The 25,160-nt window shown below is 65.2% G+C and carries 20 protein-coding genes; 11 read left to right on the forward strand and 9 right to left on the reverse strand.

What is annotated here, in order from left to right; genetic code table 11:
- The 8 genes from CF70_RS25375 to CF70_RS25410 all read left to right on the forward strand — a co-directional run.
- The coding region (locus tag CF70_RS25375) for a class I adenylate-forming enzyme family protein (RefSeq protein WP_349675121.1) at window positions 1-1,578 on the forward strand (1,578 nt) is incomplete at its 5' end.
- Window positions 1,575-2,294 carry an SDR family oxidoreductase gene (locus tag CF70_RS25380; protein WP_035871139.1) on the forward strand — a complete coding sequence of 240 codons (720 nt, stop codon included), beginning with the start codon at window positions 1,575-1,577 and terminating at the stop codon, window positions 2,292-2,294. The genes CF70_RS25375 and CF70_RS25380, both read left to right, overlap by 4 nt.
- Complete coding sequence (locus tag CF70_RS25385) at window positions 2,291-3,067, forward strand: citryl-CoA lyase (RefSeq protein WP_035871143.1); 777 nt, start codon at window positions 2,291-2,293, stop codon at window positions 3,065-3,067. The genes CF70_RS25380 and CF70_RS25385 overlap by 4 nt, the downstream gene beginning before the upstream one ends.
- Window positions 3,068-3,187: 120 nt before the next feature.
- Window positions 3,188-3,685 (forward strand): carboxymuconolactone decarboxylase family protein, encoded by a 498-nt coding sequence (locus tag CF70_RS25390; protein WP_235185207.1) that lies wholly within the window; start codon window positions 3,188-3,190, stop codon window positions 3,683-3,685.
- The gene (locus tag CF70_RS25395) at window positions 3,678-4,535 is read left to right on the forward strand and encodes an SDR family NAD(P)-dependent oxidoreductase (protein WP_035871146.1); all 858 of its coding nucleotides are present in this window, start codon (window positions 3,678-3,680) and stop codon (window positions 4,533-4,535) included. The genes CF70_RS25390 and CF70_RS25395 overlap by 8 nt, the downstream gene beginning before the upstream one ends.
- Window positions 4,536-4,621: 86 nt before the next feature.
- Window positions 4,622-5,632: a Bug family tripartite tricarboxylate transporter substrate binding protein gene (locus CF70_RS25400; protein WP_235185208.1), complete on the forward strand. Its 1,011-nt coding sequence runs from the start codon at window positions 4,622-4,624 to the stop codon at window positions 5,630-5,632.
- A 629-nt stretch (window positions 5,633-6,261) separates the two neighbouring features.
- The gene (locus CF70_RS25405) at window positions 6,262-7,449 is read left to right on the forward strand and encodes a serine hydrolase domain-containing protein (protein WP_200876808.1); all 1,188 of its coding nucleotides are present in this window, start codon (window positions 6,262-6,264) and stop codon (window positions 7,447-7,449) included.
- A gap of 67 nt (window positions 7,450-7,516) precedes the next feature.
- The gene (locus tag CF70_RS25410) at window positions 7,517-8,533 is read left to right on the forward strand and encodes an AraC family transcriptional regulator (RefSeq protein ID WP_235185209.1); all 1,017 of its coding nucleotides are present in this window, start codon (window positions 7,517-7,519) and stop codon (window positions 8,531-8,533) included.
- Window positions 8,534-8,707: 174 nt separating this feature from the next.
- Here the strand turns inward: CF70_RS25410 and CF70_RS25415 are convergent, their stop codons facing one another.
- From CF70_RS25415 to gabT, 4 genes are all read right to left on the reverse strand, one after another.
- On the reverse strand, window positions 8,708-10,297 hold the full coding sequence (locus tag CF70_RS25415) for a gamma-glutamyltransferase family protein (protein ID WP_035871152.1): 1,590 nt from the start codon (window positions 10,295-10,297) through the stop codon (window positions 8,708-8,710).
- A gap of 56 nt (window positions 10,298-10,353) precedes the next feature.
- Window positions 10,354-11,337: a Bug family tripartite tricarboxylate transporter substrate binding protein gene (locus CF70_RS25420; RefSeq protein WP_035871155.1), complete on the reverse strand. Its 984-nt coding sequence runs from the start codon at window positions 11,335-11,337 to the stop codon at window positions 10,354-10,356.
- 186 nt (window positions 11,338-11,523) lie between these two features.
- Entirely contained in the window at window positions 11,524-12,981 is a 1,458-nt protein-coding gene (gene gabD, locus CF70_RS25425) for an NADP-dependent succinate-semialdehyde dehydrogenase (protein WP_035871158.1), read from the reverse strand.
- A 111-nt stretch (window positions 12,982-13,092) separates the two neighbouring features.
- Window positions 13,093-14,355 (reverse strand): 4-aminobutyrate--2-oxoglutarate transaminase, encoded by a 1,263-nt coding sequence (gene gabT, locus CF70_RS25430; RefSeq protein WP_035871160.1) that lies wholly within the window; start codon window positions 14,353-14,355, stop codon window positions 13,093-13,095.
- Window positions 14,356-15,012: 657 nt separating this feature from the next.
- Between gabT and CF70_RS25435 the strand changes: the two genes are divergently transcribed.
- Window positions 15,013-15,816, forward strand: a complete 804-nt coding sequence (locus CF70_RS25435; protein ID WP_035871163.1) for a BPL-N domain-containing protein — start codon at window positions 15,013-15,015, stop codon at window positions 15,814-15,816.
- Between the two features lie 4 nt (window positions 15,817-15,820).
- Here CF70_RS25435 and CF70_RS25440 read toward each other — a convergent pair whose 3' ends face one another.
- The 4 genes from CF70_RS25440 to CF70_RS25455 all read right to left on the reverse strand — a co-directional run bounded on the left by CF70_RS25440 (window position 15,821) and on the right by CF70_RS25455 (window position 20,103).
- Complete coding sequence (locus CF70_RS25440) at window positions 15,821-16,216, reverse strand: avidin/streptavidin family protein (protein ID WP_035871165.1); 396 nt, start codon at window positions 16,214-16,216, stop codon at window positions 15,821-15,823.
- A 44-nt stretch (window positions 16,217-16,260) separates the two neighbouring features.
- Complete coding sequence (locus tag CF70_RS25445) at window positions 16,261-17,745, reverse strand: TAXI family TRAP transporter solute-binding subunit (protein WP_035871167.1); 1,485 nt, start codon at window positions 17,743-17,745, stop codon at window positions 16,261-16,263.
- 2 nt (window positions 17,746-17,747) lie between these two features.
- Complete coding sequence (gene gltS / locus CF70_RS25450; protein ID WP_035871170.1) at window positions 17,748-18,932, reverse strand: sodium/glutamate symporter; 1,185 nt, start codon at window positions 18,930-18,932, stop codon at window positions 17,748-17,750.
- Window positions 18,933-18,999: 67 nt separating this feature from the next.
- The gene (locus CF70_RS25455) at window positions 19,000-20,103 is read right to left on the reverse strand and encodes an AI-2E family transporter (protein WP_035871173.1); all 1,104 of its coding nucleotides are present in this window, start codon (window positions 20,101-20,103) and stop codon (window positions 19,000-19,002) included.
- Window positions 20,104-20,453: 350 nt separating this feature from the next.
- On the opposite strand from CF70_RS25455, the gene CF70_RS25460 reads away from it, so the two are divergent.
- Both CF70_RS25460 and CF70_RS25465 read left to right on the forward strand, forming a co-directional pair.
- Entirely contained in the window at window positions 20,454-21,926 is a 1,473-nt protein-coding gene (locus CF70_RS25460; protein WP_035871176.1) for a patatin-like phospholipase family protein, read from the forward strand.
- Window positions 21,927-22,161: 235 nt separating this feature from the next.
- Window positions 22,162-23,160 (forward strand): AraC family transcriptional regulator, encoded by a 999-nt coding sequence (locus CF70_RS25465; protein ID WP_235185210.1) that lies wholly within the window; start codon window positions 22,162-22,164, stop codon window positions 23,158-23,160.
- Window positions 23,161-23,168: 8 nt separating this feature from the next.
- On the opposite strand, the gene CF70_RS25470 is transcribed toward CF70_RS25465, so the two are convergent.
- A complete protein-coding gene (locus tag CF70_RS25470) occupies window positions 23,169-24,800 on the reverse strand; it encodes a 3-(methylthio)propionyl-CoA ligase (protein WP_035871178.1) in 1,632 nt (543 codons plus the stop codon).
- Between the last annotated feature and the right edge of the window lie 360 nt (window positions 24,801-25,160).

Below are 25,160 nucleotides of genomic sequence, written 5' to 3' on the forward strand. Positions count from 1 at the left end.
CGACACGCAACGGATGAAAGCATGCAGCCAATCGACTATCTGCTGAGGACCGCGAGCGCCACGCCGGCCCGCATCGCATTGCAGGCCGCCGGAGAATCGCTGACCTACGGCGAACTGACGCAGAAGGTGCTGGCGCTCGCAGCGGCCTTCCAGGCGCTGGACCCCACGTCCGGATCGCGCGTAGGCATCTGCGCCGGCAATAGCGTGCAGCATGTGTTGGCGCTGCTGGCTACGCTGGCCGCCGGTAAGTGCTGGGTGCCGCTGAATCCGCGCGCGTCGGTTCACGAACGGGCCCGCATCGTCGACTTCACCGAGCCGTCCATCCTGGTGGTGGAAGACAGCGACCACGGCCAATCCGGCACGATCACGCCTGGCGCCCGCGTGATCGCCTGCGGGCCGCAGGCATCCGGCCCGGACAGCATTGCCGCGCTGCTCGCTGCCTGGCGCGGCCGCGTCCCGCTACGCGTGCAGCGCGAACTTGGCGAAACGCAGGCCATCAAGTTCACCGGCGGCACTACCGGCGCGCCCAAGGGGGTCATGCAATCGCTGCGGTCGTGGAACACCACGGTGGTTTCCATCCTCACCGCGATGCAGTTGCGCGAGGACGAGCGCTATCTCGCCGTGGCCTCCATCACCCACGGCACATCCACGTTCCTGCTGCCAGTGTTCGCGCGTGGCGGCACCCTCGTGCTGGCGGATTCGACCAGGCCGCGCGCCCTGCTCGATCAGCTGGAGCACGAGCGCATCACCACGGTGTTCATGCCGCCCACGCTGATCTACGATTTGCTGGACGAGCCCGGCGTGCGCGAACGGGACTGGTCCGCGCTGCGGCACCTGATCTATGCGGCAGCGCCGATGCGCGCAGACCGGATTGCCCAGGCCATCGATGTCTTCGGCACCCTGGAGACCTCGTTCGGGCAAACCGAGGCCCCCGGCATCATTGCCTTCCTGCCCGCCGGGGAATTGCGCGATCCCGCCCGCCACGGCAGCGTCGGCCGTGCCACCTGCCTGACCGAACTCGCCATCATGGGGCGCGATGGCAAGTTGCTGCCGGCTGGCGACACCGGCGAGATCGTGGTGCGCGGCGACCTCGTCATGTCCGGCTACTGGCGCCAGCCCGGCAAGACCGCCGAGGCACTGGCCGATGGCTGGCTGCATACGGGCGACGGCGGCTACCTGGACGCGCAAGGCTACCTGTACCTGAAAGACCGGTTGCGCGACGTCATTATCACGGGTGGCTTCAACGTGTACCCCAGCGACGTGGAGAACGCGCTCGGCGCCCATCCCGCGGTATGCCGCTGCGCCGTGCTCGGCATGGACGACCCCCGCTGGGGAGAGGCCGTGCACGCGGCCGTGCAACTGCATGCCGGCGCCACCGCCAACGCTGCCGAGCTACAGGCGTTCGTCAAGGAGTGCCTGGGTTCTGTACAGGCGCCAAAGCGCATTCATTTTGTGGAAACCCTTCCGCTCACTGCCAACGGCAAGGTCTCGAAGCTCGAGGTCAAGACCCGGCTCGCCGCCGGCGCAAGCAACTACGCCGGCAACAACCCTCAAGGCAAGGAGCCTCTTTCGTCATGACACCAACGGATATCCTGGTAACCGGCGGCTCCGGCGGCATCGGCTGGGCCCTGTGCAAGACGCTGCGCGAGCGCGGCCACACGGTAGTGAACTTCGATCGCGTGGCACCTCCCGAGGCCGGCGTGACGCATTTCGTCGAAGTCGACATGGCCGAGCCGGCGCAACTCGCCGCCGCGCTTGGCAAAGCTTCGGCCAGCTTCGCCTTCACCGGCCTCGTCAACAACGTAGCGACCCTGCGGGCGGCGAGCCTGGAGGAAACCAGTCTTGACGACTTCGACAAACAGATCGATGTCAACGTCCGGGCGGCGCTGCAATGCACCCAGGCACTGGTCCCGGGCATGCGCGCGGCGCGCCACGGCCGCATCGTCAATATTTCCAGCCGTGCCGCGCTGGGCAAGGAACTGCGCACGGCGTATTCGGCCAGCAAGGGCGCCCTGAACGCCATGACGCGTACCTGGGCGCTGGAACTCGCGGCGCACGGCATCACTGTCAACGCCGTCGCTCCGGGGCCCATCGCCACGGCGGCGTTCGGCTCCGTCAACCCGACCCAGGATGCGCTGACACAGCGCATTGTGAACGGCGTGCCGATCAGGCGGCTCGGCAAGCCTGAGGACATTGTTCACGCCGTCGAGTTCTTTCTCGACGAACGCGCGTCCTTCGTCACCGGACAGGTGCTGCACGTCTGCGGCGGCATCACCGTGGGGCTGAGCGCATGAACGGCATCCGCACCGAGATCGGCTACACGACGCCAGATCGCATCACGCTGCGCGGGCGGGACCTTGCCACCGAGGTGATCGGCAAGCTGGATTTCGTTCAGACGCTCTGCCTGGTAGCGCTCGGGCGCCTCCCCGGCGCCGCGGAGGCGCGGATGATCGACACGCTGCTGGTGACCGCGGTTGACCACGGGCTGACGCCAAGCGCGATCAGCGCCCGCATGACCTGGCTGGGCGCGCCGGAATCCTTGCAAGGCGCGGTCGCCGCGGGCTTGCTTGGCGCCGGCGAACGCTTCCTCGGCACCGTGCAGAACATGGCGGAATTACTGCTGCAAGAAGGTGCGTCGCTGGCGGCCGATGCCGACGCAGCCGCCATGGCAGAGCATGCCCGGCGCATCGTCGCCGCCTGCCGGTCAGCCGGCAAGCCGATACCTGGCGTGGGCCATCCGATACACGCGCAAGGTGATCCGCGCGTGCCGGTCCTGATGGAGACCGCGAGCGCGAATGGCTTCCACGGCAAGTACTGTCGTCTTGCCCTGGCGCTCGGCGACGCCTGCGGCGACGATACGCGCCGTGTCCTGCCGCTCAACGCCGCTGGCGCCATCGGCGCCATCCTCGCCGAGATGGGGCTGGACCCGCTGTTCGGCCGAGGACTGGCACTGATCGGACGCTGCGCGGGACTGGTCGCCCACCTGATCGAGGAACGCGAGCAGCCGGTCGGCCAACAGGTTTGGAACCTGGTCTTGCGACAAGACCCGCGCAACGTGCTGCCGTAGGCGGCCAACTCCTATTTGCACTTTTTCCACCACGACATCACCTGCCGCGCGGCAGGAAACGGAGACAACACAACATGGCCAGACTGCCTTACTTCGATGTGGACAACGTGCCCGGCCGCCTTGGCGAGCAACTGCGCGGGCGTCCCCCCCCTCAACCTGTACAGGGTCCTGCCGCATGCGCCGGAGATCGCGCTCGGCTTCCTCGGTCTCGGCCGCGCCATTCTCACGGAGGCCTCGCTGCCGCCCACGCTGCGCGAACTGGTCATCCTGCGGGTGGGCGCGCTCAGCGGCGCCAGTTACGAAGTGCATCAGCACCGGCGCGTGGCGTGCGCCGCCGGTGTGCCGGAAGAAAAAATCGATGCCGTGCTGAAGCCGGATGCCAACGGAGACTTCAGCGAACTCGAGCGCCTTGTCATCGCATTCACCGATGCCGTGGTGCACGACGTCAAGGCACCGGCGCCGCTCTACGCCAAGGTTGCGGCGGCCCTGGACGGACAGATGATGGTCGAACTGCTGGCAACCATCGGCTTCTACATGCTGGTGTCGCGCCTGCTGGAAAACCTCGAAGTCGATATCGAAAACCCGCCCCTGGAAAAACTGGAGCTGCGCCATGACTGAATCCCTGGAAAGCCGTCCGGACCAGCAACTGTTTGCACCTGCGCTTGGCGAGCCGCGCCGCGACGGCCGGCTCGCCGGGCGCCGCATCCTGGTGGTAGGCGCGGGCCAACGCCGCACCGTCGATCCGGCGCCGTCGGTCGGCAATGGCCGTGCCATGTCAATCCTGTTCGCCCGCGAAGGCGCCGCCGTGGCGTGCGCCGATATTGATGCCGGCGCCGCGCAGGATACGGTCGACCTGATCCTGCGCGAGGACGGCCGCGCGGTGCCGGTCCAGGCCGACGTTGCGGACCCCGCTCAGATCTCGCGCATGGTGGCCCAGGCGGCGGCTGCGCTGGGCGGGCTCGATGGCCTGGTGGTCAACGTCGGGATCGGCAACCCGAATCGCTTCGGCGCGGAGACGCCCGAAGACTGGGACCGGGTCCAGGACATCAACCTGCGCGCCCCGATGTTCTGCGCCCAGGAGGCCGCCGCCGTCATGCCCGCCGGCAGCGCCATCGTGTTCGTGGCCTCGACGGCGGCGATCTCGCCGCTGAGCGGCCTGCCGGCCTACGAGACTTCCAAGGCAGCCTTGACCGCGCTGGGCCGCGCGGTGGCATTCGCCGGCCAGCCCAGCGGCTTGCGTGCGAATGTGCTGGCACCAGGACTGATCGACACACCGATGGGCCGGGACGCCTCGCGCTCCCGGCCATCGCGCGCGGCCCGTCCACTGCCGTTCGGCCGGCAGGGCACAGGCTGGGAGGTTGCGCATGCCGCGCTCTACCTGATCAGCACCGAGTCCTCCTACGTCAACGGACAGATGCTCATCGTCGATGGCGGCCTGTCGATCGGTGCCGTGCGCGCCGCTGCCTGACGGCTGGCGCAGCGTCGTACAGGTCAAGCGGGCCTGAGCTGTGCCATGGCCAGGCCCGTCATCACAACAATATGCAGGAGACAAACATGATGCGGAATTGCTGGAACACTTTGGGACTCGGCCGCTTCCTGGCCCTGGCACCCTCGATTGGCATGGCGCTGGGCCTTGCGCTTGGCGCGGCGCCGGCCAGCGCGCAGCCGTGGCCGGCGCGGCCGGTTCGGTTGATCCTGCCCAGCGCCGGCGGCAGCGGGCCCGACACCATCGCGCGAATCTTTGCCGAGCGATTGTCGCGCACGCTGGGCCAGCCCGTCGTGGTCGACAACCGGCCGGGCGCCAATGGCGTCATCGGTGTCGACGCGGTGGCCAAGGCGCCGCCAGACGGCTACACCTTGCTATTCGCCAGCTCGTCTTCCACCGTCATCAGCCAGGCCCTGCAGCACAAGCTGCCATTCGATGTGACGCGCGACCTTGTGGCCGTGGCGCAGATCTTCTCAGGGGGCATCCATCTGGTAGCTTCGCCGGATTTTCCCGCGCGCAACCTGAAGGAGTTCGTTGCCCTCGTCAAGGCGAATCCCGGCAAGTACGACTATGCCACCTGGGGCCCGGGCTCCACCGGGCAACTCGTGATGGAGTACCTGAAGCGGCAGGAAGGTCTCGACATCCGGCATGTGCCTTACAAGACGATCGGCCAGATCTACCAGGACATGCAGGGCGGGCGGGTGAAGGTGGCCTTCGTCGACGCCACCAGTTCGGTGCCGCTGATCAAGACCGGAAAGCTGCGCGGCATCGCCATCACCGGCTCGCACAGGGGGCCGGCGCTGCCGGACCTGCCGACCATGACCGAACAAGGTTTTCGTTTCGATACGGATGCCTGGTATGGTGTGTTCGCCCCGCGCGGTACGCCAGCGGGTGTGGTGGCGGCCGTGCACCGGGAGGTCCTGAACACCCTGTCCGCCCCGGAGCTGCGTGACCGATTCGTCCAGCTCAACCTGATCGATCCACCGTTGAAAAGCGCGGAACAATTTGCCCAGACCGTACGCACCGACCTGTCCCTCTGGCAAGGCATCGCCAAAGCGAACGGCATCAGTTTGGACTGAGAAGCCAAGGGCTATTTCCAGTATCGCAGTGAATGCACCGGCTTTTGGCTTGAGCCCCCATATTGGGGGCTCAAGCCACAACCAGCCGCTTCGGCTCTTTTAAGTCATTCTTGCCGTTACTTGATAGAGTGCAACTCACAAACAGGCTTACCCTTCTCACCCGTGCATCACGACTACCGCCAATTCATCGCAGCGGTCTCATCAGGCCGCTTTGCTTCTCCCGCATGACCCTGGCATCGGCGTCTCTTGGATCTTCGGTCCAAGGAAACCAGACTTCCTTTACCTCGCCCCCCTTCCAGGCGGAGTCAGCAAAGCCGCTAACGTGAGCGGCGCGACGATTCGCGCACACGAGAATATCGATACGGGCCTCGCCCTACTCGTCGACACTCGCCCGGCGCAATGACCGCAATTCTGGCGCCAGCACGGTCGAAGGGAACTCCTGCCTTTTTGTCATTTCCACTGATTGCCTTGATCTTGCGAATTTCCGCCGAACCTGAACATGCAATTGCCAGACCGGAACAGGCCCGCACCGCCCCCTCCAGTAAATTAGGCTCGCCTGCGTTCCAGTCGATGCGGCATGACGCAGGCACAAAAAGAAAGGGCGCCGCCCAAACATCAGGAGACAAAACTTGACGCAACAGAAACTGAAGACCGTCCTGGATCAGGTGCTGATCCAGGCCACCCATCGCCATGGCGGTGCGCCGGGCGTGGTGGCCATGGCCACCGACCGTAACGGAAACTTCTATGAAGGTGCCACCGGCACGCGCGAGCTGGGCCTGGACAGCCCGATGACCACCGATTCGGTGTTCGCGATCTTTTCGACGACCAAGGCCCTGACCGGCACACTCATCATGCAGTTGGTCGAAGAAGGCAGGATTGCCCTGTCCGACAACGCTGGCGAGTACGTTCCGGAAATCGATGAACTCCAGGTGCTTGATGGCTTTGATGCCAATGGCCAGCCCCGTACCCGCGCGCCTGGGCGCAAGATCACGGTGAACGACCTGATGTTGCACGCCTCTGGCCTTTGCTATGAGTTCTTCAGCGAGAACGACCTGAAATACCGTACGGCCAGGAGCATCCCGCCCATCATGTCCTGCAGCTTCGATTCGATACGCACAGTGCTGCTGCACGAGCCGGGGGCCGCATGGACTTACGGCGCCAATATCGACTGGCTGGGCCGCATCGTCGAACAGCAGCGCGGCAAGCGCCTGGGCGAGGTGATGAAAGAGCGCATCTTCACGCCGCTTGGCATGCAGGACATCGGCTTCCGGATGAGCGAATCGATGAAGGCACGGCGCGTTACCATCCATGACCGCGCAGCCGATGGAAAACTCACTCCGCTACCTGATCTGGTGCTGCCGGATCCCCCGCCGATGGACATGGGTGGCCACGGTCTTTACGCGACCATTGGCGAGTACATGAAGTTCATCCGCATGATCCTGAATAACGGTGCCGGCCCGAGCGGACGCGTGCTCAGGCCCGAGACAGTGGACCTGATGGCCCAGGACGGCCTGGCACCCATGGGGCTCGCGGTGGGCGGCTGGACCACCTCCGTCCCCTCGCTGAGCAATACCGGCGAATTCCTCCCTGGCACCGATAAGGGCTGGGCATACTCCTTCATGACGAATCGGGAACGTGCTCCCACGGGGCGGCCCGCGGGCTCGTTGATGTGGGCGGGCCTGGCCAACTCATTCTTCTGGATCGACCGTCAAAACGGCATCGGCGGCTACTGGGCGACCCAGATCCTGCCGTTCCAGGACGCCGCATCCTACCCGGGATTTGTCGAATTCGAAACGGCCATTTACCATCACAGGTAGCAAGCAGCTCCTGCACGCCGGTCTTCCGTGCCCGGCGCGTCCATATCTCCCGCCCTGAGGCATGGCTATGATGGAAGCGATACGAAACGTTCTGGTCACGGATGCCCAGGGCCAGGCCAGTTCGCGTTACCGCCTGGTGGCATCGAGCGAATGGGACGATATTCGTCAATGGTCGGACCGCATCTACATGCCGTACAGCGTCGCGCCGACAGGGCGCCCGCGCCGCCCCGATTCGGTACTCGACGCCACCCGGATCGGGCACTTCACGCTAAGCCGCTTCAAGTATGGCATCCCGGTCCACATTTCCGATTTTTCACCCGCGGCGGGTACCGGAATGGTCCTGACCACCTTGCGCGGGACGGCGCGACACTGGACCGAGCCGAATGCCTTCGCCGACACTGGCGTTGGCGACGCCTTCGTGGTCGACAACTCGCGAACCCATTACTGGGTGGACTTTGACGAGAACCACCTGCAGATCAACCTGACCTTCGAACACGATGCGCTGGCCGCCTTGCATGAGCGCTGGTTCGGCCGGCCTGCCGACGAGAGCCTGTGGACGAAGAAGTTTCGTCTTGGCGGCGCCAATTCGAGCTGGATTTCCCTTCTCGCCTATGTTTGCAACTGCACTACGGAGATGCCGGATGCAATCGGCGGCAGCCCGCTGGGCCGGCATCTGGAAGAAATGATCGGTATCCACCTGTTGACGCAATGGCGCGCCCAGCTGGATCAGCCCAGTCAGGCGACGCTACACCGCATGGCGCCGCGGCATGTCCTGGCGGCGGAGCGTCATATCAGGGAACACGCGCATCTTGCGCCGACGCTGAGCGAACTCGCCCGCGCGAGTGGCGTAAGCGTCCGAACGCTCACCGGCGCGTTCCGTGAATACCGTGGATGCACCCCGATGGATACCTTGCGCGAGCAACGGCTTCAGGGTGTCCGGGCCGAACTGCTGCTTGCCGGCAAAGGGACCACGGTTCGCACTGTCGCCGCCGCCTGGGGCTACGTCAATCTCGGCCTGTTCGCAGCCGTTTACAAGCAGCGGTTTGGTGAACTGCCTTCTCAGACCCTGGGGATCAGGAACTAGATCTTGCCGCTAGAGCCGCCGGCTGAGTGGCCTCCACGCTGGTCCTGAAACAAAAATCGCGACACCAACGGTGATGTTGGTGCCGCGATTCATTGTCGTAGCGCGGTGACTGTCACGTCAGCGGAAATCCGCGGCAACCTGCGCTCATTGGCCTGAGCGCGCCTGCCATCACGCTCAGAATCCCACCGCCTGCCCGTCCCGCCGCGAATCCGACGCAGCGATATACCCGTGCTCCGCCTTGTAGATCAACTGCGCGGAACCAAACTCCAGGCTGTCTGGCGGCGCCACCTCCACCTTGTGCCCACGCGCGCGCAGCGCGGCGACCACGTCTGCCGGCATATGCGATTCCACATTGACCACCGGACCGTTTTCGACGCGGAAGCGCGGTGCGTCGCTCATAGCCTGGGGGTTCTGGCCGAAGGCGGCCAGCCGCGCCATCATCTGCACATGGCCCTGAGCCTGCATGGAACCGCCCATCACGCCGAATGACATCACCGGCGCGCCATTGCGCGTGACGAAGCCGGGGATGATGGTATGCATCGGCTGCTTGCGCGGGCCGACGCAGTTGGCGTGCCCCGGCGTCAGGTTGAAGCCTTCGCCACGGTTATGCAGCGAGATGCCGGTGCCGGGCACCACCACGCCAGAGCCAAAGCCGCGATAGTTGGACTGGATGAACGAAACCATCGAACCGGCCGCGTCGGCCGATGTCAGGTACACCGTGCCGCCGGTCTTGGGCATGCCGGCGCCGGGCGTGCTCGCGCGTGCCATGTCGATCAGCGCGGCGCGCTCGGCCAGATAGGCCGGATCGAGAAATGCCTTGGGATCATGCTGCATCGTCGCCGGGTCGGAGACGTGGCGATGCAGGTCGGCGAACGCGAGCTTCATCGCTTCGACGCCGACATGATAGAAGTCCGCGCTGTCGCGCCCCATGCTTTCGATGTCGAAGCGGTCGAGAATGCCGAGCCCGATCAGCGCAGCCAGACCCTGCCCGTTGGGCGGAATCTCGTGCAACGTGTAGCCGCGGAAATCCTGCGACAGCGGCGCGACCCAGCTATGCGCGTGCTGCGCCAGGTCATCGGCACGGATGGCGCCACCGGTTTCCTCGGCAAAGGCGACGATGCGCGCGGCCAGTTCGCCCTTGTAGAAGCTCTCGCCATCGCTTTCGGCAATGCGCTGCAGCGTGGCGGCCTGCTCCGGAAAGCGCCAGCGCTCGCCAGCCTGCGGCGCCTTGCCATCGCGCAGGAAGGCCTTGGCAAAGCCAGGCTGGCCGGCCAGTACAGGTACCTGTGCCGCCCACTGGCGCGCGATCTGCGGCGATACCATGAAGCCCTGCTCCGCGTATTCGATTGCCGGTGCGAACAGGCGCGCGAACGGCAGCTTGCCGAAGCGGCCGGACAGTGCCTTCCAGCCTGCGACCTGACCCGGCACCGTCACCGTATCCCAGCCGACCGAAGGCATTTTCTCGCGGCCCGCGAAATATTCGGGCGTCCAAAGCGCGGGCGCGCGGCCACTGGAGTTGAGACCGTACAACTGCCCCTCGTGCCAGACCAGCGCAAACATGTCGCCGCCGATACCGTTCATTACCGGCTCCACCACCGTCAGCGCGATCGCCGTGGCGATCGCGCTGTCGATGGCGTTGCCGCCTTCATACAGCATGCGCAGGCCGGCTTGCGCGGCGAGCGGCTGGCTGGTGCTGACCGCATTGGCGGCAAGCAGCGGCATCTTCTGGGAGGGATAGGGGAAGGACCAGTCGAAAGGCAACATTAGGAGCGACTCAGTAGGATGGGGAAAATCCGGAACGCGATGGAAGCGCGCGCCGCTTATTGCAAGGCAAGGCCCGATTGCTTTACCAGCTTCTCGGTGCGCGGAATCTCGGCATTGATCATCGTGTTGAAGTCCGCCGCGCTGCCGCCGCGCGGCTCGGCGCCCGTGGCCCCCAGTTTGTCGCGGAAGGCCGGATCCTTGAGCAGCTTGTTGACCGAGACATTGAGTTTGGCCACGACCTCGCCCGGCGTGCCCTTCGGCGCGACCAGGCCATACCATGGGGCGATATCGAAGCCGGGATAGCCTTGCTCCGCGATGGTCGGCACATCCGGGGCCATCGACGAACGCTTGTTGTTCGACATGCCAAGCGCACGCAGCTTGCCCGCCTTCACAAAAGGCAACCCCGTCATGATGGTGTCGAAGTACATCGACACCTGACCCGACAGCAGCGCCGGGATCGCTTCGGCTGCGCCCTTGTAAGGAACGTGAACGATGTCGATGCCGGCCATCGCCTTCAGCATCTCGCCGGCCAGGTGCGAGGTGGTTCCTGCCCCGAACGAGGCGTAGCTCAGTTTGCCTGGATTGGCCTTGGCATAGGCCACCATCTCGGGCAGCGTCTTGAACGGCAGCGACGGATTCGACAGCAGGATGTTCGGCGTGTAGGCCACGACCGTGATCTTCTCGAAGGCATCCGGATCGTAGCTGAGCTTCTTGTAGAGAAAGCGGTTGGTCACCATCGACGCGGGACCGGACATCAGCAGCGTGTAGCCATCGCCGGGCGCGCGGGCCGCGGCCTCGCTACCGATCATGGCCGCGGCGCCGGGCTTGTTTTCCACCACGAAGGGCTGGCCGTATTCCTTGCCGAGTGCAATGCCGAGCTGGCGCGAAAGCAAGTCCGTCGCGGAGCCGGCCTGGAATGGCACGACGATGCGCACCGGCTGCGTGGGCCAGTCTCGCGGGCCCTGCGCGAGAACCAGGGACGATGCCGCCATCGCCGCCACGGCGGCGATGGATCGGATGAAACGAAAACGAACCTGCATGAAACTGCCCTCCTCGATGGTAGAGAATCCACTCGCTGCGCTGCGTACAGCGCTTGCCTTGGGTGGGCGGCCTCCACTTGGACCGCCTCTACCCAGGCTGTGGCTTAAGTCAATGCCGGCCTGAATCCGGACAGAAGAACACCCGGCACCGGGCCGGGTGATCCGGCAGTGCGACACGCGCCGGCTTCAGCGGTCGACCCCTCCCATGCACAGGTATTTGATCTCCAGGTAGTCCTCGATGCCGTACTTCGAGCCTTCGCGGCCCAGGCCGGACTGCTTGACACCGCCAAACGGCGCGACTTCGTTCGAGATCAGGCCCGTGTTGATACCCACCATGCCGTATTCGAGCGCTTCAGCGACGCGCCAGATGCGGCCGATATCGCGGCTGAAGAAATAGGAGGCAAGACCGAACTCGGTGTCGTTGGCCATGCCGATCACTTCCGCGTCGGTCGAGAAGCGGAACAGCGGCGCCAGCGGGCCGAACGTCTCTTCCTTCGCCACGCGCATGGCCGGCGTCACGTCGGCCAGCACGGTCGGCTCGAAGAAGGTGCCGCCCAGGCTGTGCCGTTTGCCGCCGGACAGCAGCCGCGCGCCCTTGGCCATTGCGTCCGCGATATGCAACTCCACCTTGGCCACCGCGTCCTCATTGATCAGCGGGCCCTGCAATACACCAGGCTCGACACCGTGGCCAACCTTGAGCTTCGCCACGGCGGCGACCAGCTTCTGCGCAAAGGCGTCATAGACCTTGTCGTGCACGTAGAGGCGGTTTGCGCAAACGCAGGTCTGGCCCGCGTTGCGGTACTTCGAGGCGATCGCGCCCTCTACCGCGGCATCCAGGTCGGCATCGTCGAAGACAATGAAGGGCGCATTGCCGCCCAGTTCAAGCGAGAGCTTCTTGATGGTGTCCGCCGACTGGCGCATCAGGATGCGGCCAACTTCCGTCGAGCCGGTAAAGCTGAGCTTGCGCACGACCGGATTGGCGGTCAGCTCGCCGCCGATCGCCCGGGCGTCGCCCGTCAGCACGCTCAGCACGCCCGCCGGCACGCCCGCGCGCTCCGCCAGCACCGCCAGCGCGAGGGCGGACAGCGGGGTGTCCTCCGCCGGCTTGAGCACCATCGCACAGCCCGCGGCCAGGGCAGGCCCGGCCTTGCGCGTGATCATGGCCAGCGGGAAATTCCAGGGCGTGATCGCCGCGCAGACGCCCACCGGCTCCTTCACCACCAACAGCCGCTTGTCGCCGGCGGGGGACGACAACACGTCGCCACTGACACGCTTGCCTTCCTCGGCGAACCATTCGAGGAACGACGCGGCGTAGGCCACTTCGCCACGGGCCTCGGCCAGCGGCTTGCCTTGCTCGGTAGTCATCAGCAGGGCAAGGTCGTCGGCATTGGCGAGCATCAGCTCATGCCAGTTGCGCAGCACCTGGCTGCGCTCGCGCGCGGTCTTGCCGCGCCAGGCGGCCTGCGCGGTGCGCGCAGCCTCGATGGCGCGGCGCGTTTCCGCCGCGCCCATCAACGGCACCGTGCCGATGACGGCGCCGGTCGCGGGATCGGTGACGGCGAAGGTCTCACCGCTGTCGGCGTTGCGCCACGTGCCGCCTACAAAAGCCTGCGCACGCAGCAAGCCTGCATCCTTGAGTTCCATGATGAAGTCCGTTTGGTCCTGTTGTATCCGTTTGGGTGCGTTGAGTGCGTTGAGTGCGTTGGTGCGTTTGGGTGCGTTGGTGCGTTTGGGTGCGATTGGGTCCGCCTGGGATCAGCGGGTCAATGCGCCGGCCAGGATGTCGAGGCCTTCGTCCATCACGGCATCGCTGATGGTGAGGGGGAACAGGAAACGGATCACGTTGCCGTAGATGCCGCACGACAACAGCAACAGGCCCTGTTCCAGCGCGCGGTTCTGCACGGTGCGCGTGAAATCGGCGTCCGGGCTGCCATCCGCCTTGCGGAATTCGACGGCGACCATGGCGCCGACGCCGCGCACTTCGGCGATTTGCGGCACGCCGGACCTGAGGCTCTCCAGACGGTCCACCAGGCGCTTGCCCAGCACGTTGCCGCGCTCGATCAGGTTCTCGCTTTCGAGCACGTCCAGCACGGCCAGCGCGGAAGCCACCGCCAGCGGGTTGCCGGCATAGGTGCCGCCAAGCCCGCCGGGTGCCGGAGCGTCCATCACCTCCGCGCGACCGCATACCGCCGACAGCGGCATGCCGCCCGCCAGGCTCTTCGCCATCGTGGTCAGGTCCGGCGCCACATCGTAGTGCTCCATCGCAAAGAGCTTGCCGGTGCGCCCGAAGCCGGTCTGCACTTCATCGGCGATCAGCAGGATGCCGTGCTCGTCGCAGATCGCGCGCAGCGCCCTCACGAACGCGGCCGGCGCCACGTTGAAGCCACCCTCGCCCTGCACCGGCTCGAAGATGATGGCAGCCACGCGCTTGGGATCCACGTCGGCCTTGAACAGGTTCTGCAGCGCCTTGAGCGAGTCCTCCACCGACACGCCGTGCAACGCGCAGGGATACGGCGCGTGGAACACCTCGCCGGGGAACGGTCCGAAGCCAACCTTGTACGGCACCACCTTGCCGGTCAGCGCCATGCCCATCATGGTGCGGCCATGGAAGCCCCCCGAAAAAGCGATCACGCCCGGACGGCCGGTGGCGGCACGGGCAATCTTGATCGCGTTTTCGACGGCTTCGGCGCCCGTCGTGAAGAATGCCGTCTTCTTGACCGAGCCACCGGGGGCGCGCTGGTTGATTTTCTCGGCCAGTTCGATGTAGCTGGCGTAGGGGACGATCTGGTAGGCGGTGTGCGTGAAGCGCTCCAGCTGGCGCTGCATGGCCTCCACCAGGCGTGGATGACGATGGCCGGTGTTCAGGACGGCGATGCCGGCGGCGAAGTCGATATAGCGCTTGCCCTCCACATCCCAGATCTCGGCATTCTCGGCACGCTCGGCGTAGAAATTGCACATCACGCCAACGCCACGGGGCGTGGCGGCATCTTTGCGGCGGACCAGTTCGGCGTTCTTCATCTCTTGCTCCATCTCTTGCTTCGGTTTGTGCCAGCGGACTTCGTTGTCCGCCTTTCGTGTCGTCAACCGGCAGCCGGGTGCTGCATCTCGGCCGGAATGCGGTGGAGTAGAAAATTAACTGAAAAATGGCACCACCACTAGATCCATATTGACGCTTATTGATAGGGCCATTTCTAAGAGGCCTGTCTTGGCGGATTCGCTGCCGCAACGTCCGGAGCGGTTGCCGGACAGCCACCGCGTGACGCATGAAGCTCACTCGGCCTTCAGACGTGACAGGAACCAGAAAGCTCTGGCGTCAGGACGGAACACCAGGGGAATTGCCTTGCCATCCCGTGCGGCCTGCCTGGAGGCAGTCGCTGGCGGCCGGCTCCGTCACTGCCCCGATGGGAAGTGGCACCTGCTGATGAAGTACTTCACCAAACCATATCGTCTTGCACGGATAATCCTGCAAATGGCACCAGGCTTTTGGTACGAACACAGCACCCCCCGGACCGCTTTGTGATGTGACGGCGGGCAGGCACGATGGTTTCCATGCCGGCGCGCAGGATCGTACGGGAAGCTTCAAGGACGGCCAGGCTCCCGGAATCTGGTGCCGGCAAAACCTAGGGCGTAAGATCACCAGCGACGCGATGCAGCGTTGCACATCGGCGAACCATCATGGCAAAGCCCCAGATCCTGACCTATATCGATGCCGGCACGTCCGACGGGACCGCACGCCTGATGAGAATGATCGGACAGCAACTGCTTCCCGGCGCTTACGAGATCCGGGCGGTCATGGCCGATGACCTCAGGCATGACGCGGCGCTCTTCGATGACGCTGCGCTGTTTGTCATGCCGGGCGGTGCCGACCTACCCTATTGCGCCGCATTGAACGGCGCCCCCAACGCGCGCATCCGGCGCTTCGTCGAGCAGGGCGGCGTCTACCTGGGCATTTGCGCGGGCGCGTACTACGCTTGCAGGGAGCTGGCATTCCATGCGGGAACCGAGGGCGCAATCTGCGGCGCACGCGAACTGAACTTTGTGGATGCGGTCGCGATTGGCTCGCTGCCCCAGCTCACGGGGGGCGTCGCTTATGACGCAACGCCGAGGAGCGCCACGGCCGCGGAGATCCGGACGACCCATAGCCTGACCGCTGCCCCGACGACGCTTTATGCGCACTACCACGGCGGCTGCCGCTTCGATTTCGGCGACGCAACGAACCCTGCGGCGCGGGTCCTGGCCGTGTACACCGGCATCGAAGGCAACCCGCCCGCCATCGTGAGCGCAAGCGTGGGCAAAGGCTGCGCAATCCTGACCGGTGTCCACCTGGAAATCTCGGAGCGCGAGTGCAAGGACGCACTGCGCGGACACAGCGACATGGCCGCGCACTTGCACGTTTGCCGCAAGCTGGCCCGGACCGGAGAGGCGCGGCTGGCGGTTTTCCGCCAGCTGCTTGCTCACGCGGGCCTCTTGCTGGGCTAACCGCTCAGGGCGTCCAGTACCAGACGGCGGAGTTGGAGAGAAAAGTCTCCCACATTGCGTGCGGCTTGCCGGGATCGTCGTCGTCGCAGAGCCGGGCAAGAACCCACTGGGCTTCGATCCGTTCTCTCGATGCATCACCGAGACCGTCCTGCTCGCCCTTGGCCAGGTAGCGGCCGGCAAAGGTGGTCAGCGATGCGTGCGCCTCCGAAGCATTCTTCCAAAGCACCGTGAATCCGATCAGCGTACCGTCGGTCATGCCGTACGCGTCGAACCACGCATTGGGATCGGGCATGCCCACCTTGGTCTGATAGCGGCCGGTGAAGCGCGCACCCGGCTCGATGGAAAGAATCTCAAGCCCGCCGCCGTTCCGGCCGAGCCATCGTCCAACACGGATTGTCATGGTGCCTCCTTTGCATTGCGCGGATTGGAAAATGCGTTTGACGCCTACTTCTTCCCGGCGCCGGCGCTCATCGCATCGAGCGCCTTTGCCGCGGCAAGGTGCTGGGGCACGGCAAGCCCTTGCTGCGCCGTCGCCGCCGAGACCTGTGCACCTTGCGCGCTGCCGCGCGCGGCGAGATCGTTGCCATTTGCGAAAACCAGGCGGGTCAGCGCGGCCACCTCGGCATCGGAGAGGTCGCTTGCCGTGAGGAGCAGCGCCGCGGTCGCGACGCTACGCACGTCTTGCCGCTGGTTCGCGTAGGCACCGCGCGAGATCGTGTAGGGAAAGTACGCGGTCTTCGCACCGGCCAGCGCGGCAATCGCGCGCTCCGAAAGCGGCAACAGCCGCAGCGGCACGTCCTCAAGCGCATCGCGCACGCTGTCCGCCGGCACGCCGATGACCTGTATCACGGCGTCGACCTGTTTCTGGCGCAGCGCAACCAGCGCGGCGCCGATGCTCAAGTCCTGGGGCACGATGTCCTTCAGCCCGAGCCCATGCGCCTCGAGCACGCGTACCGCGGTGACGCGCGACGCGGAGCCCGGTTCACCCATGGCGACCTTGTGGCCGCGCAGGTCCGCCATCGATGCCAGCGAGTCGTTGGCCCGCACCAGGACATGCACGGCTTCCGGATACAAGCTGCCCAGCGCGCGCAGCGAGGCGTACGGCCCGTCCGCGGCAAAGGCGCCCTTGCCCTCATAGGCATCGAGCGCGGCATCGCCCTGCGCCAGCGCAACCGAAACCTTGCCTTCCCGCAACAGACGCAGGTTTTCCTCTCCTCCCCGCGTGATCAGGGGCACTACCCTGACCCTGGTCTCGCTCGCCAGCGCGCGGGCGAAGCGCAAATACTGTCCGTGCTCGGCACCGGCCGCGATCGCGTATCCGTCCGCCGCGCGCGCGAGCCGTGCGCGTACGCTTGCATATGCCAGCGCAAGCTCCTGCTCGATGGCCGCCTGCTCAGCAGGCGAAGCATCCTTGGGCACGGATTCGATCACCTTGCGCATCGCCTCCAGGATGGCGGCGGCGCCTGGCGCGGTATTGGTGACATAGTCCGGCGCCTCGGCGGGCCGGTAGCCGCCGGAGGTAACCGCGACCCACCGGTCCCCCTCGCGCTTGTAGAGCGCGGTACCGTGGGCGCGGATGATGTCTCCCGCCTTGTTGCCGCCCGAGGTAATACCGGAAATGCCCTTCGGGCCCGCGCCCAGCGCGGAAACCAGGCCGGCGACGCCCGGCGCGTCCCATCCGCCGAAATCGAAGTCGCGCGCGAGCTTCAGTTGCGCATCGAAGTAGACTGTCCGGCGTGTCTCGCCCGCCGCCCTGGTGTCCGCCTGGGAGCCACGGCGCTCAAGGCTGACCAGTTCCACCGTCCCGGCCGGCAGCGCCTGCACCAGGCGTTCGTTGACCCCGGCCCGCAGGCCGTCGGCATCCGGGCCGCCGCCGCAGCCGCTCAGGAGGACGGCCACGGCCAGCAGCATGGCGATGAGGGCGCGCATGGTCAGCCTCCCACGATCGGCAGCGCAAGCCATAGCGTCAGCACCACCGCATTCATCAGGTCGACGAAGAATGCGCCGACGAGCGGGGCGATCAGGTAACTGGTCGGGGCCGGCCCGTACTTTGCGGTGATCGCCTGCATGTTCGCCATGGCGGTCGCGGTGGAACCCATATTGAAGCCAATGAAGGCCGCGGAGGTGACGGCTGCCTCGTAGTCGCGGCCCATGAAGCGAAAGCAGACCAAAACGGCGTAGATAACGAGGAACACCACCTGCATGGCAATGATGACAATGAAAGGCCCCGCCGACAGCGCCACCTCGATCAGGTCGAGCGCCATCATCGTCATGACGAGGAACAGCGACAGGCACACGTTCGAGATCAGGTCCGTGGCTCGGTCATCGAAACGCAGGCCGATGAACGGGCAGAGGTTGCGGATGGCGACGCCCGTGACCATGCACCACAGGAAAGCCGGTATGGTGATCGAGCCGCCGGTGAACTGCGCTGCCAGCCACCGGCTGGCCACTACCGCGGCAAAAATGCCGGCGAGGGAGCCGATCGCGCCGATGGTGGCGATTGGCGCCGCCGGATGCATGTCGTCGCTCGCGGTTTCCTCCGCCTCGGATCGCAGGCGGTATCGCGTGATCAGGAACTGCGCGACCGGGCCTGCCATGATGCCGCCGACAATCAGGCCCAGTGTTGCCACCGTCATCGACAGGTCCATCACGGACTGCAGGTTGTTCACTTCCGCGAAGCGCTCGGCATAAGCCGCGCCGGTACCATGGCCGCCCACTAGGGTAATCGAGCCACCGACCAGCCCGAAGATCGGGTGCAGGTCCAGCACCTTCGCCAACGCGACGCCGACGGCGTTCTGCGCGACGATGTAGGGCAGCATGATCAACAGGAAGATGACAAGCGCCTTGCCTCCCCGGCGAAGCGTGCGCAAGTCCGCGCTCAGCCCCATCCCGCCGAAGAACATCAGCAGCAGCACCGGCTTGATGCTCTGGTCGATCGTGACCTTGAAATCCGCGGTTGTCAGGGCCAGCGCGGATAACATCGCGAAAAGCAGGCCGCCGGTGATGGGATCCGGGATGTTGTATCTCGACAGTAGCCCAACCCTGCGATTGACCAGCGCGCCGATGAGCAGCACGACAACAGCCGCCAGCAAGGAGCTAAGGGGGTCGAGATTCATCGGCTATCCCGTTGGATGTCAGGCGGTTCGCACGAATCCAACGTGACAAGGCGCGAGCCTGACAGTATCAAACTGGCTTCTGGTCTGCTGGCCCGCTACCTTGGTACTGGTCCTCGACCCATTGCCAGAACAACTGATAGCCGACCGCGAGCATCACCGGGCCGATAAACAAGCCAATGACGCCGCCGCTGACCATCCCGCCCAGGGCGCCGATCAGCACCACCGGCATCGGCACGTCGACACCCCGGCCCAGCAGCAGGGGCTTGAGGACGTTATCGGCCAGCCCCGCAACGAAGACATAGATGGAGAAGACAATCGTAGCCACGCTGGCACCCTCGGTGGCGATGACGAAGACAATCACCGGGACGGTGATCAGCGTGGCCGGCAACTGCATGATCCCAAGCAGCAGCACCCCCAGAGCCAGCAGGCCGGCGGCAGGAACGCCCTTGAGCACGAAGCCGACGCCGATCAGCAACATCTGGATGAAGGCAATGCCGACCACCCCCTGGGCAACCGCGCGAATGGTGGAGGTGCACAACGCGGTGACCTGCGGGCCTTTTTCCGGGTTGAAGATGCGCGAGGCAATCTGCACGGCGCTACGGCTGCCCTCCTCCCCAAAAGCCATGATGATGCCGGCGATGATCAGTGCAAAGACGAAAATCAGCAAGCCCTTGCCGAGACTCGCGGCCGCGCCCAGCAGCACGAGGCTGAAGTCCTTGATCTGAGGCGCGAGCTTCATCACCAGACCGGTAAGGTCGGTGGCGGCTTGCATCCAGAAGGCATACAGCTGCTTCCCCACCAGCGGCCAACTGGCTACCGACTCGGCCGGCGGTGGAACCTTGAACTCCCCGCTCTTGACGAGGGTCATGCCATTCTCCACCGACTCCGCCATGGCGATACCCAGCAGGTAGGTCGGCACCATGATGATGCCGATCACGACCAGGACGATCAGCGTGGCGGTGCGGCCGTCCTTGTTGCCCAGCATCGGGCTGAGTTTCACCTGCAGCGGATAGAGGGTGATCGCCAGGATCAGCGACCAGACGAGCAGGTCGAAAAACGGACGGAATATCTGGAAGCAGAAGACCACCAGGACAGCAATCAGCCCGGCACGGATCAGTACATCGAGCATACCGCGGGACAGCGCCTTCTCCGAAATGGGCGTGGGCAACATCGATTGCCTCCTTGCAGGTCACTGCAAAGGTATCGGGTCGGTAAGCCAGGCCACGGCACCTCATCCCTGCCGTTACGCCATGTCCGGGCGACACGAAACGTCCGGGATCGTGCCCCGGCGGGGCACGATCCCGGTTCGAGCCATAACGCGCGGACCGCAATGACGCGCATCCACACAACCCACCGCACGGCCAATGCCGGCGTCGGCGCGTTCGCCATACGAGGGCAAAGGCCAACCACACCCCCGATTCGGTGAATTCTAGTCTAGGCTAGTCAGAATGCCGGGACAACCTCAATGAGTACGCCCCGTAACAATACCCGGAGAATACCCGGAGAATGCCCGGAGAATCCATGGTCCGACTGCCGACGCCTGCATTGATGGTACTTGCGTTCCTGTTCGTGCTCGGCGGCTGCGCCAGCCGCCCGGTCAACCCGGCCATCGCCCACGCCGACGCGGCTACCGGCTATCGATTCGTCACGCGCCCGCAATATTCGTCAGACAACGAAAACCTGGTGATCCTGGCCTTCTCGGGCGGTGGGACACGCGCTGCGGCATTCTCGTACGGCGTCCTCGAGTTCTTGCGCAATACCGAAGTCGTCGGACCGAAAGGCAACAAGTCTCGCCTGCTCGACCATGTCGGCGTCATCACCGGCGTATCCGGCGGGAGCTTTACGGCGCTCGCCTATGGCCTCTACGGCGACAAGCTGTTTGACGATTACGAGCAGCGCTTCCTCAAACGCGACGTGCAGGGGGAGATTACCTTCCGCACGCTCAATCCAGGCTACTGGCCATCCCTATGGTCAAGCGGCTGGGGCCGCTCGGAACTGGCGTCGGACCTGTACGACGAAATCCTGTTCCATGGCGCGACGTTCGGCGACCTCAATCGCGGGGACGGCCCCTTTATCGTCGCCTCCGCCACGGACATCTCCACGGGTGCCCGCCTGCCCTTTACGCAGACCACATTCGACGTGCTTTGCTCGGATCTGAATGCGGTGAGGCTCTCCCGTGCCGCTGCCGCATCGTCGGCGGTACCGGTGGTACTCACGCCCATTACCCTCAACAACTACGGCGGCACCTGCAACTACGAACCCCCTGGCTGGATCAAGCCTTTTCTCGATGCCAGCGACCCGCCCCGGCCGGCTGCCCGCGCGACCCGCCACCTGAAGGAGGAGGCCGAATTCGGGGACAGCGTCAACCGGCCCTACATCCATATCGTGGATGGCGGTGTGTCGGACAACCTCGGCATGCGCAGCGTGCTGGATTCGCTGGAGGTCATGGAAGCACTGCATCTGATTGGCCAGCCTTCTCCACTCGACCATATCCGCAGGATCGTCGTCTTTGTCGTCAATTCACTGTCCACGCCCAAGACGGCATGGGACAAGTCGGAATCCCCGCCGGGCACGCTGCAGATACTGGTAAAAGCCACGGGGGTTCCGATCGACCATTATTCCTACGAGGCCACCGAGCTGTTGAAGGACAGCCAGTCGCGATGGCAATCCATGCGCCGGGTCCGGGAGTCCCGTGCATTTTCAGCGAACAAGGACGCCACGGTAGCCACCGCATTGCGCACGCCGGACGCAACGATCTACGCCATCGACGTGTCGTTCGCCCAGTTGACGGACAAGGCGGAACTGGATTACCTGAACGAACTGCCCACATCGTTTTCCCTGCCGCCCGAGGCAGTCGACCGGCTGCGTGCCGCCGCGGGGAAGATCATCATGGCGTCGCCCGATTTCCAGCGGCTGCTGAAGGACGTCGGCGCCAGGGTCATCGCCGCCCCGGCACCGGCAGGCGAAACAACGGGCGACCACGGTAACAAGTAGCAGCAGGTCAGGTGCTGGTGCTTAACCGGCTGATATCCCGGATCGAGGCGCAAGCCCCTGGCGTGCGTCTCCGGGCGGTCAGCACCCGGGACGGAACGCTGGCGGACCGGCCCGACGTGACAGCGCCCTGATCGCCGGAATGCCAAAAAAGTGACGGGCCAATCCAGCTTGTGACAGAATATATGCCCCCTGGTCACACCGGAAACGGCGTTGCGGTCCGGACGTCGACGCACCCTTGAGTCAGATTTCTGGCACGGTTCCCATTTCGCTGGTCAACGGCTTCCTGTCGGGCGCCGATCCCGCCGCCATCGAACGGCTGGCGGAGTGCTCCGGCATCCCCCACGGCTTGCTGCGGCGCCCTGGCTCCCGCGTGACCGAGGAGCAGTTCTCCACGCTCTACCGCCTGCTCGCGACCGAACTGGACGACGAAATGCCGGGCATCTTCAGCCGCCCCTTGCGCAATGGCACGCTGAAATACCTGTGCCTTAGCCTGCTCGACGCCCCGCGGCTGGAAGTCGCGCTGCACCGGTTCGGCCAGTTCTTCCACCTGATCCTGGATGATTTCCGGCTGGAGTCGGGCCGCGACGGCGAAGGCGGATGGGTCGCCATGGTGGCGGATCCGGCGGGCCCCGGCGTGACCGAACTCGGCCGCGAACTCATCATGAAGCTGGTGCACGGCATTGCCTCATGGCTGGTGGGAAGGCGGATCCCGCTGATCGCGGCGGAGTTCGATTTCGCGCGTCCCGCGCACGCAACGGACTACCTTTTTCTCTTTCCGGGGCCGGTTCAGTTCGGTAGCGCACAGACACGCATGCGTTTCGAAGCGGCTTACCTCGACATGCCCATGCGGCAACGCAAGGCCGACCTGCAGAGATTCCTGGCGCGCGCCCCGGAGGACTGGATCTTCGTCTCCTTCGCCGACCAGATGGTTTGCCACCGGGTCAGGCAATTCCTCGCCGATTGCCTTCCCGCCATGCCGACGCTGGAAGTGGTTGCCCAGGACCTGCACTTTTCCGTGCGCACGCTTTGCCGCCGGCTTGCGGACGAAGGCACGACGTTCCAGGCGATCAAGGATGACGTCCGGCGCGATATCGCGATCCAGCGGCTCACGCGCTCGCCCGACGCCATCGCGGCTATCGCGTATGACGTCGGCTTCGACAACCCGACCGCGTTCCATCGCGCTTTCCGGCACTGGACCGGCAGCACGCCCAAGGCCTACCGCGGCATGGCCTGAGCGCCCGGCTACGCCGCGGCGCCGCTGTAATGGGTGCCGAAACGCTGCCTGAGCACCAGCTTGTGCAGCTTGCCGGTCGCGGTCAGCGGCAGTTCCGGCACGAACACCACGTCGTCCGGGATCCACCATTTGGCCACCTTGCCTTCATAGAAGGCCAGCAGTTGCTGCGCATCGAGCGTGCTGCCGGCGCGCCTTACCACGACCAGCAGGGGCCGTTCGTCCCACTTGGGATGGGCACAGGCGATACAGGCCGCCAGTTCGACTTCCGGGTGCGCAACGGCGATGCCTTCCAGCTCGATCGAGGAGATCCACTCGCCGCCGGACTTGATCACATCCTTGCTGCGATCCGTGATCTGCATATAGCCATCGGCGTCGATCGTGGCGACATCGCCGGTGGCGAACCAGCCATCCCTCTCCAGGCAGGATTCCTCCATGCCGAAGTAGCGCTCCGCGACCCAATGGCCGCGCACCAGCAGGTCGCCCGCCGAGCGCCCGTCCCACGGCAACTCGGCACCATCGGCGTCGACGATCTTCATCTCGACACCCGGCACGACCCGGCCTTGCTTGGCCTCGAGCTGCGCGCGCTCCTGCTCCGGCTTTTGTGCGAAACCCTGCGAAGGCGAAAACACGGTGCCAACCGGCGACAGCTCGGTCATGCCCCAGGCGTGTACCGACTTGATGCCCAGTTCGCCCAGCGCCTTGGCCAGTTGCGGCGGGCATGCCGCGCCGCCCACGATGACACGTTCCAGGCTGTTGCAACGCTTGCCGGTGCGGCGCATATAGTCGGCCAGGCCGAGCCAGACCGTGGGCACGCCAGCCGACACCGTCACGCCTTCCTGGTCGAACAACGCCGACAGGGACGCGCCATCGAGCGCCGGGCCCGGCAGCACCAGTTTCGCCCCGACCAGCGCCGCGGAGAACGGCAGCCCCCAGGCATTGACGTGGAACATCGGCACGACAGGCACCACGGAGTCCGACGCACGCAGGCAAAGCGCGTCCGGCAGCGCCGAGGCATAGGCCATCAGGCAAAGCGAACGGTGCGAGTACAGGACGCCCTTCGGGTTGCCGGTGGTGCCGGAGGTATAGCAAAGCACCGCCGCGAGTTGCTCATCCAGGCGAGGCCAGTCGAAGTGGCCGGGCTGCCCGCCGATCATGGCCTCGTAGCTTTCGAGCGGCAGCGCCGGTGCCTGCGGCAGGCTGGCGCTGTCGCACAGCATGACCCATGACTCGACATGGGGACATTGCGGCGCGATCTGCTGGACCAGGCCCAGGAACGAGGCATCGAAGCAGATCACGCGGTCGCGGGCATGATTGATGATGTAGGCGATCTGTTCCGGGAACAGGCGGGGGTTGATCGTATGACAAACCGCGCCAATGCCGGTCACGCCATAGTACAGCTCCATATGGCGATAGCCATTCCACGCCAGCGTGCCCACGCGGTCTCCGGCGACGATGCCTCGGCCCGTCAGCGCATTGGCCAGTTGCATGGCGCGGACATGGCAGTCCCGGTAGGTATAGCGATGAATGTCCCCCTCGACGCGCCGGGATACGATTTCCACCTTGCCGGAGTGCCGTGCCGCCTGCTCAAGCAGCGCGGACAATTGCAGAGGCGCGTACATCATCTGACCGAACAGGTCCATAGTCTTGTCTCCTGACAGGCGGTTTGTCGTTATGCCGGATGCATCCGGCGGTCATGGCGACGCCGGCTGCGAGGCATTCTAGAGGTGCCCGCCCCCTCCGGCACTGACAGGAATGGCCGAACTAGTGACAAATCCGGCCAATCAGGCTGGGGTGGCAGGCCAGCGGCCAGGGCGACGCAAAGCGGCAGGTTTTGTCAATGAATGGGCAGGTTTGGTTATTCCCGCATGCCGCGGCGGGCGCTACGATCCGGTATCCGGAGCATGCGGTGCCGGCATCCGGCCAGATGCACCATGCCCTGTGCCGCAATCCCAAAATGGAGACCCAGAAAATGACCTATCGTGCCCCGCTCAAGGACATGC

Source organism: Cupriavidus sp. SK-3 (assembly GCF_000611145.1).
Taxonomy (GTDB): Bacteria; Pseudomonadota; Gammaproteobacteria; order Burkholderiales; family Burkholderiaceae; genus Cupriavidus.

Bases quoted from the DNA above. Each gene is read 5' to 3' on its own strand.
- CF70_RS25410 (WP_235185209.1), top strand. From the start codon at position 7,517: ATGATGGAAGCGATACGAAACGTTCTGGTCACGGATGCCCAGGGCCAG.
- CF70_RS25420 (WP_035871155.1), bottom strand. From the start codon at position 11,337: ATGCAGGTTCGTTTTCGTTTCATCCGATCCATCGCCGCCGTGGCGGCG.
- CF70_RS25380 (WP_035871139.1), top strand. From the start codon at position 1,575: ATGACACCAACGGATATCCTGGTAACCGGCGGCTCCGGCGGCATCGGC.
- gltS (WP_035871170.1), bottom strand. From the start codon at position 18,932: ATGAATCTCGACCCCCTTAGCTCCTTGCTGGCGGCTGTTGTCGTGCTG.
- CF70_RS25455 (WP_035871173.1), bottom strand. From the start codon at position 20,103: ATGTTGCCCACGCCCATTTCGGAGAAGGCGCTGTCCCGCGGTATGCTC.
- CF70_RS25440 (WP_035871165.1), bottom strand. From the start codon at position 16,216: ATGACAATCCGTGTTGGACGATGGCTCGGCCGGAACGGCGGCGGGCTT.
- gabD (WP_035871158.1), bottom strand. From the start codon at position 12,981: ATGGAACTCAAGGATGCAGGCTTGCTGCGTGCGCAGGCTTTTGTAGGC.
- CF70_RS25445 (WP_035871167.1), bottom strand. From the start codon at position 17,745: ATGCGCGCCCTCATCGCCATGCTGCTGGCCGTGGCCGTCCTCCTGAGC.
- CF70_RS25460 (WP_035871176.1), top strand. From the start codon at position 20,454: ATGGTCCGACTGCCGACGCCTGCATTGATGGTACTTGCGTTCCTGTTC.
- CF70_RS25395 (WP_035871146.1), top strand. From the start codon at position 3,678: ATGACTGAATCCCTGGAAAGCCGTCCGGACCAGCAACTGTTTGCACCT.
- CF70_RS25385 (WP_035871143.1), top strand. From the start codon at position 2,291: ATGAACGGCATCCGCACCGAGATCGGCTACACGACGCCAGATCGCATC.
- CF70_RS25400 (WP_235185208.1), top strand. From the start codon at position 4,622: ATGATGCGGAATTGCTGGAACACTTTGGGACTCGGCCGCTTCCTGGCC.
- gabT (WP_035871160.1), bottom strand. From the start codon at position 14,355: ATGAAGAACGCCGAACTGGTCCGCCGCAAAGATGCCGCCACGCCCCGT.
- CF70_RS25435 (WP_035871163.1), top strand. From the start codon at position 15,013: ATGGCAAAGCCCCAGATCCTGACCTATATCGATGCCGGCACGTCCGAC.
- CF70_RS25470 (WP_035871178.1), bottom strand. From the start codon at position 24,800: ATGGACCTGTTCGGTCAGATGATGTACGCGCCTCTGCAATTGTCCGCG.
- CF70_RS25415 (WP_035871152.1), bottom strand. From the start codon at position 10,297: ATGTTGCCTTTCGACTGGTCCTTCCCCTATCCCTCCCAGAAGATGCCG.